This window comes from Pontibacter sp. E15-1 (assembly GCF_022601975.1).
In the GTDB taxonomy this organism is placed as follows: domain Bacteria; phylum Bacteroidota; class Bacteroidia; order Cytophagales; family Hymenobacteraceae; genus Pontibacter.
In genome coordinates, this window is sequence record NZ_JAKVIR010000003.1 from 144,556 (window position 1) to 159,167 (window position 14,612).

The window sequence follows — 14,612 nt, forward strand, 5'->3', positions numbered from 1 at the left end:
GGAATACGTAGCGGTATGGGGCATTTCGGAGAGGGTATGTCAGGAGTGGCCGCGCTTGTTTCGCGCTGTATTGAGAAATGGTATAAAACCGGAAGGCGGAGCCGCATTTTGTGCAACCCCGCCTTCCGGTATAAAATATGGTTACTGCTTCAGTTGGTAGTTGTATACCTCCATGGCCTGCGTCAGCTTGTCTTTCTGGAAGAGGTTGATCACAAACTGCGCCCCCAGCACGCCTGCGCCCGCATACACCAACGGCGACACGCTTACACTGCCGCCATTGTTTACGTCCTGCGAGCCGCGCAACGATGATATAGCGCCAGCGGCCAGCAACCCGCCGCCCACTATGGTGATGCCCGTGTTTATCCATTTGTCTTTTTTATACCTGTTGAGCAGGGCCACGCTCGACGGGTTGTCGGCCAGGGCCTGCTCCAGGTTCTGGAAGTCCACGAGGTAAAGCGGGCCATTGTCTTTGGAGAAAAAGTAGATGCGCTTGCGGCTGGTGCGCGGGCCTCCGTAGCCATAGCTGTAAGGCGAGTAGCCATAATCGTAGGAGGTGCGGCTGGTATAGTACTTGTCGATGCGGGGGCCATCCAATAAGCGCTTGGCAAAGTCGTCGTAGCTGTTGCCGGCCTCCACGCGCGCAAAAAAGCCTTCGTCGTTTTGGAAGGCGCTCACCATGCTGGGGTTATACTTCAGCGAGTCGTCCACAAGGAAATGACTCGACTTGAAGATGGGTGATTTGTACTGAATCCGGTTGCCATAGATCACCTCTCCGCTCTGGAGCTGCAAAAAGTATCTGCCCGGGCGACTTTCCCCGGTCTGGGCCAGGCTGCTGTAGCCTGTCAGCAGGCAAATGAGCAGGTATAAAATGCTGTTCTTCATCATAGTTAATAACTTTTTTTGGTCAAAATTATTGTACTGCCTGCCACGTGTTGCCGCTACAAAAAGAGCAGGAAAACCATCACGATCATACCTGCCAGGGCCATGTATACCCAGCGCATCAGGTGTTTGCGGTGTTTGCTGGGCACGGTGTTGCTGATCAGCATGACCACAAACAGGAGGCAGAGCAGATAAAGCAGTATAAATGTAACGGCTTTTACCCAGTTAGGGATAATGGTGTTTTCAGCCTGGTACTGATTGCTGAGCCCAACGTCGGACAGGAGCCACTGGAGCCCAAAGAAAACCACGACCTCCAGCACCATAAAGTAAAAGAGCCAAAGTAGCCAGTTGTATTTGCCTGTGCTCATGTTTTACAGGCTCTTGAAAAAGTGGAAGCTCTTGACATGAAACCCTTCCCGGAAGTAGAATCGGTGGGCGGGGCCGTTGGTTACGTAGGCATCCAGCATCACCGTGTCGCAGTGGAGGCGCTGGGCCTCCTCCAGCATCCAGTCAGAGAGCAGCTTGCCCACACCCGCAGAGCGGTACGCAGCATCGACCACAAAATTGTCGGGCTCCAGGTATTTGCCGCTATAGAGTTTTGTGCCCACCCAGAAGCCGGAGAGCCCCACGCAGGCACCTGCCTCGTTAAAGGCACCAACCATGCGGTATCCACTGGGCAGCATCTGCTGCAAAAGCTCTTTGTAGCGCTCCTTGGGCATGCTGGGGTTTAGCTGCTGCACCAGCCGGTACTGGGCCAGCATGGGCTCCAGGCCGCGGATTTCTTGTACGGCAAAGGCCGCCTCAGGTAGCGCAGAAGGCTTGTGTGTCATGATAATGGGGGTATGGCGCGCCACCCGAAATGGGTATGCGCAAAAGCGTTGCGTATACACAAATATAAGGTTCTGGCGGTAGAAAGCAGCGTGTAAACTGTGCATATAGATGCCGAAGAGTGTTACTATCCAAAGAATCTTCTTGCACCTTAAAGGCATTATGAAACAAAAGCATGGGTATGAATCGTTAAAATACCAGAAGAGAGAAGGGATATGAAGTCAATACGTAATATAACATTAGATAATTATAAAATATACGCGGAGGGAGCAGTGCGTAAAATTTTTAGTGTTGGCTATGAGGACCTGCAAACCCTGATCTATTATCAGGATGGCAGCAATGCTTTTAAGCTGGTGATCGCTAAAGAAAACGATCCTCCCCTTGTTGTAGAGAAAGACATCACGCGGGCCGAAGCGTTCCGACTGATGAATACCCGCCCCTAGTTAACCTGGGCAGGTATAGTGCTGTATAGCATTTCTGAACAGATTATTAACGACTTAAACAAAGAACGGGCTGCCATACATGGCAGCCCGTTCTTTGTTTAAGCGATTAGCTTATTAATTTATTGATGCTTGATTTCAATTTCTCTCGGCTGGTCTGTGCTCTCATAATAAGGCAGTTTCACCATCAGCCGGCCTTCCTTATATATAGCCTCCACACGGCTCAGGTTTACTTGCGGCGGTAGCATGAAGGTGCGGTTAAACAGGGGTGCCGCCATGGCCGGGTTCTCTTTGCTCTGCAGCACCGAGAAGATACTAAGCTGGTTATTGTTCAGCACAATCTTAAATGCCTCGGGGTCTACAGTGGCTGCCCAAATAGTGATCACTGCTCCTTTGTTATATTTTTTTATGTCCATGTATGTCTCGCTTACGCCGCCTCCCAAGGTGTTGAGTAGGTCAACTTGCTGCGCTACATTCTTCAGGAATTCTTTGTCTTTTATCAGTTTCATCTTCTTCTCCTCTTTCGTAGTTCATGTGGAATAATGCAAACGCAGTGCCAACTATTCGTTAGTGAGCCAAACCTACACACTGTCTTTCTTTCTGCCATAATAGCCTGAATTGCCTTTCGGAGAACATTAAATAGAGACAAATTGTCGTGATTTTAGCCTCTTTTATAAAGGAATAATGCTAGTATGTTTTGCCTGGGACGCACTGCCTAAAAGCCACCTCTGCTGCATGTGCTTTTGGGCTGTCTCGTTTGCTCCTCTTTGTTATAGTATAAGCCCCGGCATTCACTCACAGGAAGGGTATAATTATAAAATGGTACGCTTTCCCATATATGGAATATAGTCTATTTAAGGGGGCTTAATTTCCATATATGGGAAATTGTCTATGTATGAATTTGGCCCAAAAATATTTATTTAAAATCTGAAACATATTTCTTTTGACGGATTACCTGCTTCTATATAGCTGATAAACAATGTTCAATAATTTATTTATACATGTATTTATATATTAAGATAGCTGAGTTGAGCGCGGGTGAGCTGCCGGGTCAGTGCGATGGCATGCTTCTTTCATATAGGTAAAGCATCAAGCACAGATATTATGAAAAACTTTACGCTATTCCTCATCGCCTTTTTAACTCTTACCATTGCTGCCAAGGCCCAGGTATTAGTTTACCATGAAAACTTCAACAACACAGTGACGGGGGTAACAGGCAACTTCACTTCATCAATCACCACTCCTGCTACAGACACCTTGTATACTGCCGGCGCTTACATGGAGGCAACCAACTTGGCAAGCCAGTTGGTATTAAACAACTCGATCTCTACTTACAACCTCAACAACATCAGCATTGAGTGGAAAGAATACCGCACACAGTACTGGAGAAAAACAAAAGGCCAGCAGGACAACTCCACCACGGGTGGAAAGAACTATGAGAAAATCGACAACACCAAAGCTGTCAGCTTAGAGTATAGCCTGGATGGCGTGACATATACAGCCGTGGGAAGCTATGCCGCCAACACAACGTTTTTTGCCTGGACTACTGTAAACAACGGTGTTGTGATCAAGTTGCCGGCCGCCGCAGAGAACCAGCCCAATGTGCGCCTGCGTTGGAAGGTGAGCGTAAACAACGCCAACACTGACTATTACGCAATGGACGATGTGATCCTGAGAGGAACACCCGTGATCGGTACTTCTGCCTTTAAGTGGAGCACCAGACCTGTGAACGAAGACCCTTTCACAACTTCTTCGGGTGCAAGCAACCCATACAAAGTAGACGGTGTTGCGTTGCAGTGGTCAAAAGCTACGATCGGAACGGGCATTACGCTGCAAACGGCAGCAGTAACAACGGATTTCCATAAGAAAAATAACCTTACCCTGATCCAGACGGGTGCGGCGGCAAACACAGGCACGGAAGTAACCCTACAGTTGAGCCAGAGCGTTGCCGGCTTAACCTTCGATATCCTGGACGTAGACCGCACTTCCGGACAGTACAAAGACAGAATACAAGTAATTGGGTATAATGGAACGCAGATTGTAGCGATTACGAAGAACAGTATCCTGCCAAGAATAGCCAACGAATACAAAAGCGGTTTGATTGTGGCAAAAGGCGATAACGTAGACGGCGTGGATTCGAAGGTTACCTCCTCGAAGGGCAACGTGACCATCAGCTTTGTGGGCGATGTGAACAAGGTTGTAATCCGGTACTTCAACGAGGATGCCGCCAAAGGCAGACAGGGTATTGCCATCACAGACCTGTCTTGGGGATCTTACGATGCCGCTATATCCACACTGCCTGTTGAGCTGGCGTTTTTTAAGGCATATGCCCAAAACGGGAACGCAAAGCTTGGCTGGTCTACGGCCTCTGAAGAGAATAACGAGAAGTTTGTGGTAGAGCGCAGCCAGGATGGCAAGGCCTTCCGTCAGATAGGCCAGGTGAAAGGCAATGGCACAAGCAGCAGCCAGATTAACTACAGCTTTACAGACACAAACCCTGCTGCCGGGGTAAACTACTACCGCCTGCAGCAAGTGGACTTTGACGGCACCGCAACATTCTCTAACGTGGTGGCCGTGGAGTTCGGGAAAAGAAACGATGTAGCCGTTGCCCTGGCCACCGTATACCCCACAGTTGCTTCCGCTGAGGTAACCGTAAGCCTGAACACAGACGATCGGACCAGTATTATTGTGATGGACGCAACGGGCAAAACAGTGGCCCAGTACACCAATGTTGCCGACCGCGCGCTAGTCGTGCCAGTGCAGCACCTGAACAAAGGCGTTTATTTTGTAACAGTTGCAAATGGCCAGCAGCGCGAAACACAAAGATTCGTAAAGAACTAGAATGTAGACCCATACGGTCAGCAGCGAAGCCCTTGCCTTTTCAGGCGGGGCTTTTTTGTTCTGTGCCTGCGGGAGCCGTGCTATAACGCTGCCCCTGCGCTCTCGTATTACCTGAGTATAACTAAATAACCGAAACTATGAAAACTGGAATTACTACAGCTATAGTACTGGCAGCGGGCTTAGCCATGAGTTGCTCTGAAACAAGCAAAGACGTAGACAATGCGCAGGACGTGCGTGAGATGGCATCCGGTGACACGGCCGTGATGTATGATGATCTCGGGAAGGAAGGAGAGCTGGAAGCCGATGGCGCGGAGGTAAACGTGTTGGGCGAAGACTTTTGGGCAGCCGTAGACTTTGACGCGCCGGTAGTGGCAGACCCGAAACTGAAAGACAGCGGCATTGAGAAACGCAGCGCCGATAAAGGCTATACCGTTTACTCGATGGATGAACGCGTTCTGTTCGACCTGGACAAGGCCGCGCTTCGTGCCGGGGCCGACGAGAAGTTGAGCGCCATTGCCGAGTCTATCAAGGAAATCAGCGATAGCGGGCCCATCCGCGTCTTTGGCCATACCGATGCCATTGCGGGCAAAGCCTATAACGAGAAGCTGTCGGCAGAGCGGGCAAACAATGTAAAGGATTGGCTACAGTCTAAAGGTGGAATTGACGCCTCGCGCCTTTCTATAGAGGCAATGGGCGAAACTGCCCCTATCGCGACGAACGAAACAGCACGAGGACGCCAACTCAACCGACGTGTAGTGGTGGTAGTGGCTACAAATTAACCGAGTATGGCCATCTATAAATGATGGGAAATGTTTTTAGAATAACGAAAAAGGGAGGTAGACCACTTCCCTTTTTTTATGCATTACTCCGTCACAGCCATATGGATGGGGGATGCATGCTGGCAGCAGACTTCGCTACCAAAAGTTCTGCTACACCGCTTCCCTTATCTAAGGCGCGTACATGCGTCGCCCGTAACATCGATTATAGCAAGGCAAATTCCACGGGGACAGTGGGTGTTTGATTCATGTGAGGGCCTTGCCGTTTCGATGTGCCCGTAACAGCATGTGTGCGCGCACCTCAAAAATTAAACAACGCTTTACCAGTATGCTGCGCTACGTGCTAAGCCAGCACCTATTGGCATAGCCACGCTGCAGGAGCAGTAATTTTGGAGGGGCTCAATCTTGATAATTTTTATAATTTCGATAGAAAAAGTTTTACTTTGCATCTTTTAATATCTTTAAATGTAGCTACACTGTTTTTTTTTAGTGGCCTTCTCCTGCATCTGTATAGGCATGAATTCCTTGCGGATCGCCGGATTTCGACGTTTCATAAAGATTGATTTAAAATATATGATTATTACGTGTCCTTTTTACGTAATTTAGGATATCTAAAAAAAGGAGGTGTATTACAGAAGCATCTCATTCACCGCATGTACAATGCTGGGTGTGCAGAAGGCTTTAAGCGGGAAACATAATGCAAACATACTTTACGAACAGCTTTATAAGTATTTACTATGACCAGGAGAATCATTTGGGGAAGGCTGTTTGGCGCGGTCATCTGCAGGGCCCTGAACTACGCGAGGCCTTTTTGTTGTGCTTAGAGGTAATAGACCGCTATAACCTGACGCGCTGGCTGGCCGACGACCGCCTGATGCTCTCCATCGCCCCCGCAGACATGGAGTGGAGTCTGGAAGTGCATGTGCCACGTATGGCAGGCAGTTCGCTGTTGCGCATGGCGCGCCTCCCCTCCTACTCCGAGGAAAACCGCGAAGCGGTGGATATAATGATTGACAAGGGCCTGCACTCCGACACCAAGCTGGCATTCCGCGACTTTAAAGACGAAAAGGAGGCAATGGCCTGGCTGATTCAGCCTCTGTAAAGAAAACTGTATCGCTAGCTACCCTATACATCAAGGAGTATAAACAACCCCAAAGACCTCACAGCGTGCGCAGCTCCTGTGAGTGTCTGGGGAGGATAAGCTGTTGCTACGTGGATAGGAATTAGAGGGTCAGACGCTCGCGGGACCTTCGGACACCGCGAGGTCTGTGAACTGATGCTATGATCATGTTAGTTATTTGTGCTTTTCCGCCTGTTGATGTCCTCACTAAAAACCACTTCCTGCTGCCTTCGGTTATAGCTTATACTGCTTGTGCGAGTTTTAACTTTTATAGGATTGGCAAAGTTCTGCTTCGTAGCTGGGGTTTAGTTATTGGTGAGAACACCAACAACGGCGGGAAATACTGGTGGAATTAAAGATTATTATAACCTGCTCTTTACAAAATTTCTGTTTTTGAGGGGTATTCTATAGGACACTCTATTTACTTTTCGGAGTGTTATAAACATGAAAATTATTTTTTCAACATAAAGAATGTGAATAATTTGCATGCGTACGACTATTATCTATTCTATTAGTACCTTAAGGCTAATATGATGCAGACAATAGTTTGTTTTAGCTTTTAAACGCAATTATTTACTCTGTTCTTCGTGAAAAGCTTAGCGTATATTTGGTGTATCTTAGTTTCCCTTCTTTCTGCACTCTGTCTTCATTAATGAGTTCAACTAAAGCTCTTGCTATTTTCTTTTTACCTATTTCTTTACCAATTCTTGATTCTATTTCCCCAATACTACTTCTAGGGTATAACTTTATATCCTCAATGATTAACTCTTTTAGACGATGAGGCTCTATTTTCTTTAGATTTGTTTTGCCTTTATAACCTAGACGTCTTAAGTACTCTGGGTTTATAAAATATTCTGTCCCCTTGCTCCTACCTTGCGACTGTATAAGTTCAAGCTCTACAAGCCGACCAATCCATGCTGAAAGGTCTCTAGAATCGTCTTTTATATTAAGTAATTTACCAAGTTCTACAGAAGGGATCAGGCTGTGTTGAGCGATGATGCCTAAGCTAATAACTTCTTTTTGCTTTAGATAGAACTGGTCATGAGCTTTCTCCATAAGTCTTATAACTTCTGTGTTGATAATGCGCTTTTGGATTGTAACAGTAACTCTATCGTCGCAGTCATCCACTCTTGGAATGGGTTTTCCATGGCTTACGAGTATCTCATAAACCTTATCATAACCACTGCCTTCCTTTTCCATTATTTTTAAATCATAGAAGAGTTTTGCTAAATGTGTATTTCTATGAATCGATTTACTAATAATATTTTGAGGAGTTACCCCTAGTGGAAGTGTGCCAGGGCTATGAATTTCTAAGCGATCATGAAATAGATTAATGAAAATGTCTCCTCTAGTTGTATAAGAGCGATGCACAAGTGCGTTTGCAACCAATTCTCTTATTACATCCTTATCATAATTATGAATGTTTTTCCTAAATATTCCATCAGATACTTCAATAGATTCATTCCAATCGGGAATTTCTGTTAAAATCGCTTCAAGCAATTCCTTTGGGTTAAGCTTATAGTCATCCCAAAGAAGCTTTTTAACTTTCCTTTCATGTTCATCATACTTTATAAATTGAACTGCCGGAGCATGAAGAAGCGAAGCCCTATCTTCACGCTGCCCAATCCACAATATTCCTAAGTTAGTCAAGTGCCCATTCCTTTCAAGTAAGTAGTAGGATAGTATTTCCTTGTCAGTTTTGGACTTGACAAAATTACTAACTCTTTCTGACTGCCGTATATCGTTTGCAAATTGAATCAGTTTTAGCTCATCTGCATTTTCAACCTTAATCTTCTTAGTTGTTTGCTCTTCCCAAACAAACGAGTTTTTATCAGAAAGGAGCCTTATAAGCTCCTCTGGCATTATTGGCTTGTTAAAATCAGATGATCTTATATAGTATTTGCCATCTGTCGTACAAGCTACGGTTTGCTTGCTCGGAGCAACGTATATTTCTATATATTCTCCCCCATTACTAGCTGTCTTTATTTCAAGAGCTATAAAAACATTAGTTGTCCGTTCGTATACTCTTTTAGTTATTAATTCTAAGTAACTAGGTGATAATGTTTGGCTTAATGGAGGCGAGTTTTTTTCATCATCAATACCAATGACAATTCGTCCTCCATTTAAGTTTGCAAAGGCAACGCAGTCTTTTGATAGCTCTTGCCAATCTGGATTTTTATTTTCTAAAAAGGCAATAGCTTTCTTATCGAGAGTGCTGCCCTCAACCATTAAGATTTCCATTGGTTGATACTTTATTATTAATATCTCTACCTTACGATCCGCAAGCCTCGCAAGCGTCTGGGTTGTCCAGGGAGCAACTCATATCGTTGCGGTTTTGGTCTTGTGAGCTGTAGACCGGCGAGAGGGTTTCGGCGGCCTGTTTCTCCACCGTGAACTTGATGGCATCTACAGCGGCCTTGGTGCGCAGGTAATACATACCTGTTTTCAGGCCCATCTTCCAGGCGTGGAAGTGCATTGAGGTCAGCTTGCCGAAGTTCACGTTCTGCACGTGCAGGTTCAGCGACTGGCTTTGGCATATATAGGCACCGCGGTCGGCGCTCATGTCAATCACGGTGCGCTGGCTGATTTCCCATACCGTTTTATATAGATCCTTGATATGCTGCGGGATGTTCGGGATATCCTGCACCGAGCCGTTGGCCGCGATGATCTGGTTCTTCATGTTGTCGTTCCAGATGCCGAGCGCGATCAGGTCTTTCAGCAGGTGCTTGTTCACCACCATAAACTCACCCGACAGCACGCGGCGCAGGTAGATGTTAGAGGTATAAGGCTCAAACGACTCGTTGTTGCCCAGAATCTGCGCGGTAGAAGCCGTAGGCATAGGCGCCACCAGCAGCGAGTTGCGTACACCGTGGGTTACTACTTCCTGGCGCAGCTCTTCCCAGTCCCAACGGCCGCTCTCTGGCGTTATGCCCCACAGGTCGAACTGGAACTTGCCTTCCGACAGCGGAGAGCCTTTAAAGGTCTCGTACGCGCCGTTTTTCTTGGCAAGGTCTTTCGATGCCGTCATAGCGGCGAAGTAAACCGTCTCGAAAATGTCCTTGTTCAGGCCTTTGGCCTCGTCGCTCTCAAACGGCATGCGCAGATGGATGAACGTGTCGGCCAGGCCCTGCACGCCCAACCCGATCGGGCGGTGGCGCAGGTTAGAGTTACGGGCCTCATCCACAGGGTAATAATTAATGTCGATCACCTTGTTCAGGTTCACGGTGGCGTGGTACGTCACGTCAAACAGCTTCTGGTGGTCAAACACCTTGTGGCCGTTCTCTTCTTTCACGTAGCGCGGCAAGGCCAGCGAAGCCAGGTTACAAACCGCTATCTCGTCCTCGGCTGTGTACTCCATGATCTCGGTGCACAGGTTGGAGCTCTTGATGGTGCCCAGGTTCTGCTGGTTAGACTTGCGGTTCGCATGGTCTTTATACAGCATGTATGGGGTGCCCGTCTCCACCTGCGACTCCAGCACAGCGAACCAAAGCTCCTGCGCCTTCACGGTTTTGCGGGCACGGCCCTCACGCTCATACTTCTCGTAGAGGCGCTCGAAGTCCTTGCCCCAGCAATCAGCCAGGCCGGGTGCCTCGTGCGGGCAGAACAGGCTCCAGCTACCGTTCTCTTCCACGCGCTTCATAAACAGGTCCGGCGTCCAGAGGGCGTAGAACAGGTCACGGGCGCGGTTCTCTTCCTTGCCGTGGTTTTTCTTCAGGTCGAGGAAGTCGAAGATATCCGCGTGCCATGGCTCCAGGTAAATCGCGAAAGCACCCTTGCGCTTGCCGCCTCCCTGGTCCACGTAGCGGGCTGTGTCGTTAAACACCTTCAGCATCGGGATGATACCGTTGGAGGTGCCGTTGGTGCCTTTTATATAAGAGCCCGTGGCGCGCACGTTATGGATGCTCAGGCCGATGCCGCCGGCGCTCTGCGAGATCTGCGCGCACTGCTTCAGCGTGTCGTAGATGCCGGGTATGCTGTCGTCCTTCATCGTGAGCAGGAAGCACGACGAGAGCTGCGGCTTGGGTGTGCCGGCGTTGAACAATGTTGGCGTGGCGTGGGTAAACCACTTCTCTGACATCAGGTTGTAAGTTTCAATGGCAGATTCGATGTCATCCTTATGTATACCCACGGCAACACGCATCAACATATGCTGCGGGCGCTCCACTATCTTGCCATCCAGGCGAAGCAGGTAGGAGCGCTCCAGTGTCTTGTAGCCGAAGTAATCGTAGTTGTAATCGCGGTCGTAGATGATGGTCGAGTCGAGCAGGGCGGCGTGCTTGCGCACAATCTCATACACATCCTTGGCGATGAGAGAGGCGTTCTCGCCCGTTTTCGGGTCCTCGTAGGTATAGAGGCGCTTCATGGTGTTGGAGAACGACTTGCTGGTGACCTTGTGCAGGTTAGAGATGGCGATGCGTGCCGCCAGCACCGCATAGTCCGGGTGCTTGGTCGTCAGGGAGGCCGCCGTCTCGGCAGCCAGGTTATCCAGCTCTACCGTGGTCACGCCATCATAAATGCCGTCAATCACTTTCTTGGCCACCTCAATCGGCGACACATACTCCATGTGCAAGCCATAGCACAGTTTCTCGATGCGCGCCGTGATTTTATCGAATTTAACGGATTCGCGTCTGCCGTCACGTTTAACTACTAACATAGCGTATACAATTAGCGGGGTCTAAAGGCCCGGGTTATTAATTAGGTACAGGTATAGGATAAAGCAGCTGCCGTTGCGGCTGCCAGGTTTTTTGCTCATGCGCTATACATCCGAACCATACGCAAGAAGCCATGTATGGCGTTGGAATACAATTACTTATAGGTTAAGCGAAATGCCTTTGCTATATAGCGGAGTAGAAATGCCCTGCAAATGGCACGTCGTGGGGTTGGGTATGATCCGGGCCTGCCATGGCCGCCCGGATCCCCGGTAAGCGGTATGCGTGCAATGTATTGTTTGGGAGGGAGAAGGAAGAAACGCTTTTCCCTTTGGCTTCCTAAAATTACTAAAACGCACTATATATTAAAAGTCCTCGTCCAGAGAGAACACCTTTTTGTCTTTGTCGCCGCCAACGCCGGCTTTCTGGTATTCGCCCACGCGCTTCTCAAAGAAGTTAGTCTTGCCCTGCAGCGAGATCATCTCCATAAAGTCGAATGGGTTGGTCGAGTTGTAAATCTTTTTGCAGCCCAGCTCAACCAGCAGGCGGTCAGCCACAAACTCAATGTACTGGCTCATTAGCTTGGCGTTCATCCCGATCAGGTCTACAGGCAGGGCATCTGTCACGAACTCCTGCTCAATACTCACCGCGTCGCGGATGATCTCCTGCACGCGCGCTTCCGGTAGTTTGTTTACCATCATCCTATAGAGTAGGCAGGCAAAGTCGCAATGCAGGCCCTCGTCGCGGCTGATAAGCTCGTTGGAGAAGGTCAGGCCCGGCATCAGGCCACGCTTCTTCATCCAGAAGATAGAGCAGAAGGAACCGGAGAAGAATATTCCCTCCACGGCCGCAAACGCGATCAGGCGCTCGGCAAACTGCTCGCTCTCAATCCATTTCAGGGCCCACTCTCCCTTTTTAGCCACCGCCGGCACCGTCTCCAGCGCGTTAAACAGGTGGTCTTTCTCGCTTTGGTTCTTCACATACGTGTCGATCAGCAGCGAATAGGTTTCGGAGTGGATGTTCTCCATCATGATCTGGAAGCCATAAAAGCAGCGCGCCTCCGGTATCTGCACCTCGTTCATGAAGTTCACGGCCAGGTTCTCGTTCACGATGCCGTCTGAGGCCGCGAAGAAGGCCAGCACGTGGCTGATGAAGTGGCGCTCGCCGTCGTTCAGGTTCTCCCAGTCCTTCAGGTCCTGGCTCAGGTCAATCTCCTCGGCTGTCCAGAAGCTGGCCTCAGCCTGCTTATACATTTGCCACACCTCATCATTCTGGATCGGAAACAAGACGAAGCGGTTAGGATTCTCTTTCAGTATTGGCTCCATATCATTCATACATTATGTGTTGTAAAGGGTTTGGTTCAGAGCGTTTGCTCTCACAACTCCTGATGGCCGATTATGTTCAAGGATCTTGGCCCAGCGTTGGCAACGTCATCAGGAGTTCAAATATATAGAATTGAACTTGAAAATCGGGGCTAAAGTTGTTCAATTTATGCACACCCTCCCAGGCGGTGGGAATGGCTATTTTCGGGGGTAATGCACATACTTATCCACACCGTGGATAACCTATATAATTGCGCTAAAATATTGGAATGTATGTATATAACAGCTATTTAGGGGGTTGATGCCCTTATGTTAGCGGCTGCGGAGCAGTGGGCTGCGAGTAAGTTTTGGCCGACGAAGGGCGGCAACACATCTGAGTAGCAGCCGGATACGGGGTGACGCCAAAAGAGTGCAATTTGTGGAAAACCTGGCATCCGGGTTTGGGTGTTAAGTGGCTGCCTTTTAGCTGTTTAAAGAGATTTTCCGCAAAATGTCAAAACGCGTGTGTAGATATGCACACGGTTATCCACAGCTGGGTGTGTAGGTTGTGTGCAAGGCATGAACAAATTGTGCCAGAGGGCATTGCATATATAAAATAAGGTCCGTACCTTTGCGCACTAAACTTTTAAATATACATTGAAGCTGATGTACGCAATTGTAGAAATCGCAGGTCAACAGACCAAAGTAGAGAGCGGCATGTTCATCTACGCAAACAAGCTTTCCGGCAATGATGGTGACGCCGTTGAGTTCGCCAATGTTCTTCTTACTGATGATAACGGAACTATTACCTTGGGTGCTCCTTTCGTGAGCGGTGTCAAAGTGGTTGGAAAAATCCTTGGCAACGTGAAAGGCGACAAAGTGATCGTTTTCAAAAAGAAGAGAAGAAAGGGATATAAGAAGAAGAACGGCCACCGCCAGCACTTCACTAAAGTCCTGATCGAGAGCATTGGATAAGCAGTAAGAGGAAATTAAACGTGAAATCGTTCCGGGCTGGAGTCACTACTAACCCGGATTAAATTTAAAAAAATGGCACACAAAAAAGGAGCAGGTAGTTCTAACAACGGCCGCGAGTCGCATTCCAAACGACTTGGTGTTAAAATCTACGGTGGCCAGGCCATCATCGCTGGTAACATCATTGTAAGACAGAGGGGCACTGCCCACCATCCAAGCGCAAACGTAGGTATGGGGAAAGACCATACGCTGTTTGCACTTACTGATGGCGTTGTATCTTTCAGAAAAGGCAAGAAGAACCGTTCTTACGTTTCTGTACTACCTAAGGTAGAGGCAGAAGCCTAAGCGACTTCCGGCTGCTTCGGCAGGCGCGCAAAAAGAGGGTTACCGCACGGTAACCCTCTTTTTTTGTACCATCAATTCAGTATAAGTCGCTACCCTGTATGTATTGTCAGGAGTACTTGCATGGAGAGCAATCAGACCTCCGGCTTTGCTCTTTTCCTGCTGCAACAGGAGGGTTGTTTAGCGATGGCTGGACTTGGCAGGCACGGCCGCAGCGGACAGAATCAACGTTATCCCATCAAGAGCCTTCTGTCTATTGTCTGGCTACGCGCGGCCCTTTCCTTTTTATAGCAACAAAATTCGTTTTTCTGCGGATATAGTGTTAATTTGCAACTTCTTATCAAGAAAGACCGAGGGACAGGGCCCTACGACGTCTTAGCAACCATGTAAAAGCTTGGTGCTAATTCCCTTCCGGACGCATTGTGCCGGAAAAGATAAGAATGTACCCCTCCCCAGGTGTCCTT

At 48.4% G+C, this 14,612-nt stretch carries 13 protein-coding genes and 1 riboswitch; of the genes, 6 read left to right on the plus strand and 7 right to left on the minus strand.

The window, feature by feature from the left end; genetic code table 11:
* Nucleotides 1–141: 141 nt before the first annotated feature.
* The 3 genes from MKJ04_RS03305 to MKJ04_RS03315 are packed head-to-tail and all read right to left on the minus strand — an operon-like array spanning nucleotide 142 to nucleotide 1,814.
* A complete protein-coding gene (locus tag MKJ04_RS03305; protein ID WP_241639365.1) occupies nucleotides 142–885 on the minus strand; it encodes a hypothetical protein in 744 nt (247 codons plus the stop codon).
* Nucleotides 886–938: 53 nt separating this feature from the next.
* Complete coding sequence (locus MKJ04_RS03310) at nucleotides 939–1,247, minus strand: hypothetical protein (RefSeq protein WP_241639367.1); 309 nt, start codon at nucleotides 1,245–1,247, stop codon at nucleotides 939–941.
* A gap of 3 nt (nucleotides 1,248–1,250) precedes the next feature.
* Nucleotides 1,251–1,814, minus strand: coding sequence for a GNAT family N-acetyltransferase (locus tag MKJ04_RS03315; RefSeq protein WP_241639370.1), 564 nt, complete (start codon nucleotides 1,812–1,814; stop codon nucleotides 1,251–1,253).
* 165 nt (nucleotides 1,815–1,979) lie between these two features.
* Between MKJ04_RS03315 and MKJ04_RS03320 the strand changes: the two genes are divergently transcribed.
* Nucleotides 1,980–2,150, plus strand: a complete 171-nt coding sequence (locus tag MKJ04_RS03320) for a hypothetical protein (RefSeq protein ID WP_241639373.1) — start codon at nucleotides 1,980–1,982, stop codon at nucleotides 2,148–2,150.
* Between the two features lie 119 nt (nucleotides 2,151–2,269).
* Here the strand turns inward: MKJ04_RS03320 and MKJ04_RS03325 are convergent, their stop codons facing one another.
* The gene (locus MKJ04_RS03325) at nucleotides 2,270–2,656 is read right to left on the minus strand and encodes an Hsp20/alpha crystallin family protein (protein ID WP_241639375.1); all 387 of its coding nucleotides are present in this window, start codon (nucleotides 2,654–2,656) and stop codon (nucleotides 2,270–2,272) included.
* A gap of 595 nt (nucleotides 2,657–3,251) precedes the next feature.
* Here MKJ04_RS03325 and MKJ04_RS03330 point away from each other — a divergent pair.
* The 3 genes from MKJ04_RS03330 (at nucleotide 3,252) to MKJ04_RS03340 (ending at nucleotide 6,866) form a co-directional block, all read left to right on the plus strand.
* Nucleotides 3,252–4,988, plus strand: coding sequence for a T9SS type A sorting domain-containing protein (locus MKJ04_RS03330; protein ID WP_241639378.1), 1,737 nt, complete (start codon nucleotides 3,252–3,254; stop codon nucleotides 4,986–4,988).
* 137 nt (nucleotides 4,989–5,125) lie between these two features.
* Nucleotides 5,126–5,767, plus strand: coding sequence for an OmpA family protein (locus MKJ04_RS03335; protein ID WP_241639381.1), 642 nt, complete (start codon nucleotides 5,126–5,128; stop codon nucleotides 5,765–5,767).
* Nucleotides 5,768–6,461: 694 nt separating this feature from the next.
* Nucleotides 6,462–6,866: a hypothetical protein gene (locus MKJ04_RS03340; RefSeq protein ID WP_241639383.1), complete on the plus strand. Its 405-nt coding sequence runs from the start codon at nucleotides 6,462–6,464 to the stop codon at nucleotides 6,864–6,866.
* Nucleotides 6,867–7,457: 591 nt separating this feature from the next.
* On the opposite strand, the gene MKJ04_RS03345 is transcribed toward MKJ04_RS03340, so the two are convergent.
* The 3 genes from MKJ04_RS03345 to MKJ04_RS03355 form a co-directional block, all read right to left on the minus strand.
* On the minus strand, nucleotides 7,458–9,125 hold the full coding sequence (locus MKJ04_RS03345; RefSeq protein WP_241639385.1) for an ATP-binding protein: 1,668 nt from the start codon (nucleotides 9,123–9,125) through the stop codon (nucleotides 7,458–7,460).
* Between the two features lie 31 nt (nucleotides 9,126–9,156).
* A complete protein-coding gene (locus MKJ04_RS03350; RefSeq protein ID WP_241639388.1) occupies nucleotides 9,157–11,538 on the minus strand; it encodes a ribonucleoside-diphosphate reductase subunit alpha in 2,382 nt (793 codons plus the stop codon).
* 360 nt (nucleotides 11,539–11,898) lie between these two features.
* Nucleotides 11,899–12,867, minus strand: a complete 969-nt coding sequence (locus MKJ04_RS03355; RefSeq protein WP_241639391.1) for a ribonucleoside-diphosphate reductase small subunit — start codon at nucleotides 12,865–12,867, stop codon at nucleotides 11,899–11,901.
* A gap of 633 nt (nucleotides 12,868–13,500) precedes the next feature.
* On the opposite strand from MKJ04_RS03355, the gene rplU reads away from it, so the two are divergent.
* Together rplU and rpmA are read left to right on the plus strand one after the other, a co-directional pair.
* Entirely contained in the window at nucleotides 13,501–13,809 is a 309-nt protein-coding gene (gene rplU, locus MKJ04_RS03360; protein ID WP_241639524.1) for a 50S ribosomal protein L21, read from the plus strand.
* 72 nt (nucleotides 13,810–13,881) lie between these two features.
* Nucleotides 13,882–14,151 carry a 50S ribosomal protein L27 gene (rpmA, locus tag MKJ04_RS03365; protein ID WP_241639394.1) on the plus strand — a complete coding sequence of 90 codons (270 nt, stop codon included), beginning with the start codon at nucleotides 13,882–13,884 and terminating at the stop codon, nucleotides 14,149–14,151.
* A gap of 331 nt (nucleotides 14,152–14,482) precedes the next feature.
* Nucleotides 14,483–14,589, plus strand: a riboswitch (SAM riboswitch).
* Nucleotides 14,590–14,612: the final 23 nt, after the last annotated feature.

Coding starts and splice junctions, on each gene's coding strand:
- MKJ04_RS03330 (WP_241639378.1), top strand. CDS start 3,252: ATGAAAAACTTTACGCTATTCCTCATCGCCTTTTTAACTCTTACCATT.
- MKJ04_RS03345 (WP_241639385.1), bottom strand. CDS start 9,125: ATGGAAATCTTAATGGTTGAGGGCAGCACTCTCGATAAGAAAGCTATT.
- MKJ04_RS03315 (WP_241639370.1), bottom strand. CDS start 1,814: ATGCACAGTTTACACGCTGCTTTCTACCGCCAGAACCTTATATTTGTG.
- MKJ04_RS03305 (WP_241639365.1), bottom strand. CDS start 885: ATGATGAAGAACAGCATTTTATACCTGCTCATTTGCCTGCTGACAGGC.
- MKJ04_RS03310 (WP_241639367.1), bottom strand. CDS start 1,247: ATGAGCACAGGCAAATACAACTGGCTACTTTGGCTCTTTTACTTTATG.
- MKJ04_RS03340 (WP_241639383.1), top strand. CDS start 6,462: ATGCAAACATACTTTACGAACAGCTTTATAAGTATTTACTATGACCAG.
- rplU (WP_241639524.1), top strand. CDS start 13,501: ATGTACGCAATTGTAGAAATCGCAGGTCAACAGACCAAAGTAGAGAGC.
- MKJ04_RS03335 (WP_241639381.1), top strand. CDS start 5,126: ATGAAAACTGGAATTACTACAGCTATAGTACTGGCAGCGGGCTTAGCC.
- rpmA (WP_241639394.1), top strand. CDS start 13,882: ATGGCACACAAAAAAGGAGCAGGTAGTTCTAACAACGGCCGCGAGTCG.
- MKJ04_RS03325 (WP_241639375.1), bottom strand. CDS start 2,656: ATGAAACTGATAAAAGACAAAGAATTCCTGAAGAATGTAGCGCAGCAA.
- MKJ04_RS03355 (WP_241639391.1), bottom strand. CDS start 12,867: ATGAATGATATGGAGCCAATACTGAAAGAGAATCCTAACCGCTTCGTC.
- MKJ04_RS03350 (WP_241639388.1), bottom strand. CDS start 11,538: ATGTTAGTAGTTAAACGTGACGGCAGACGCGAATCCGTTAAATTCGAT.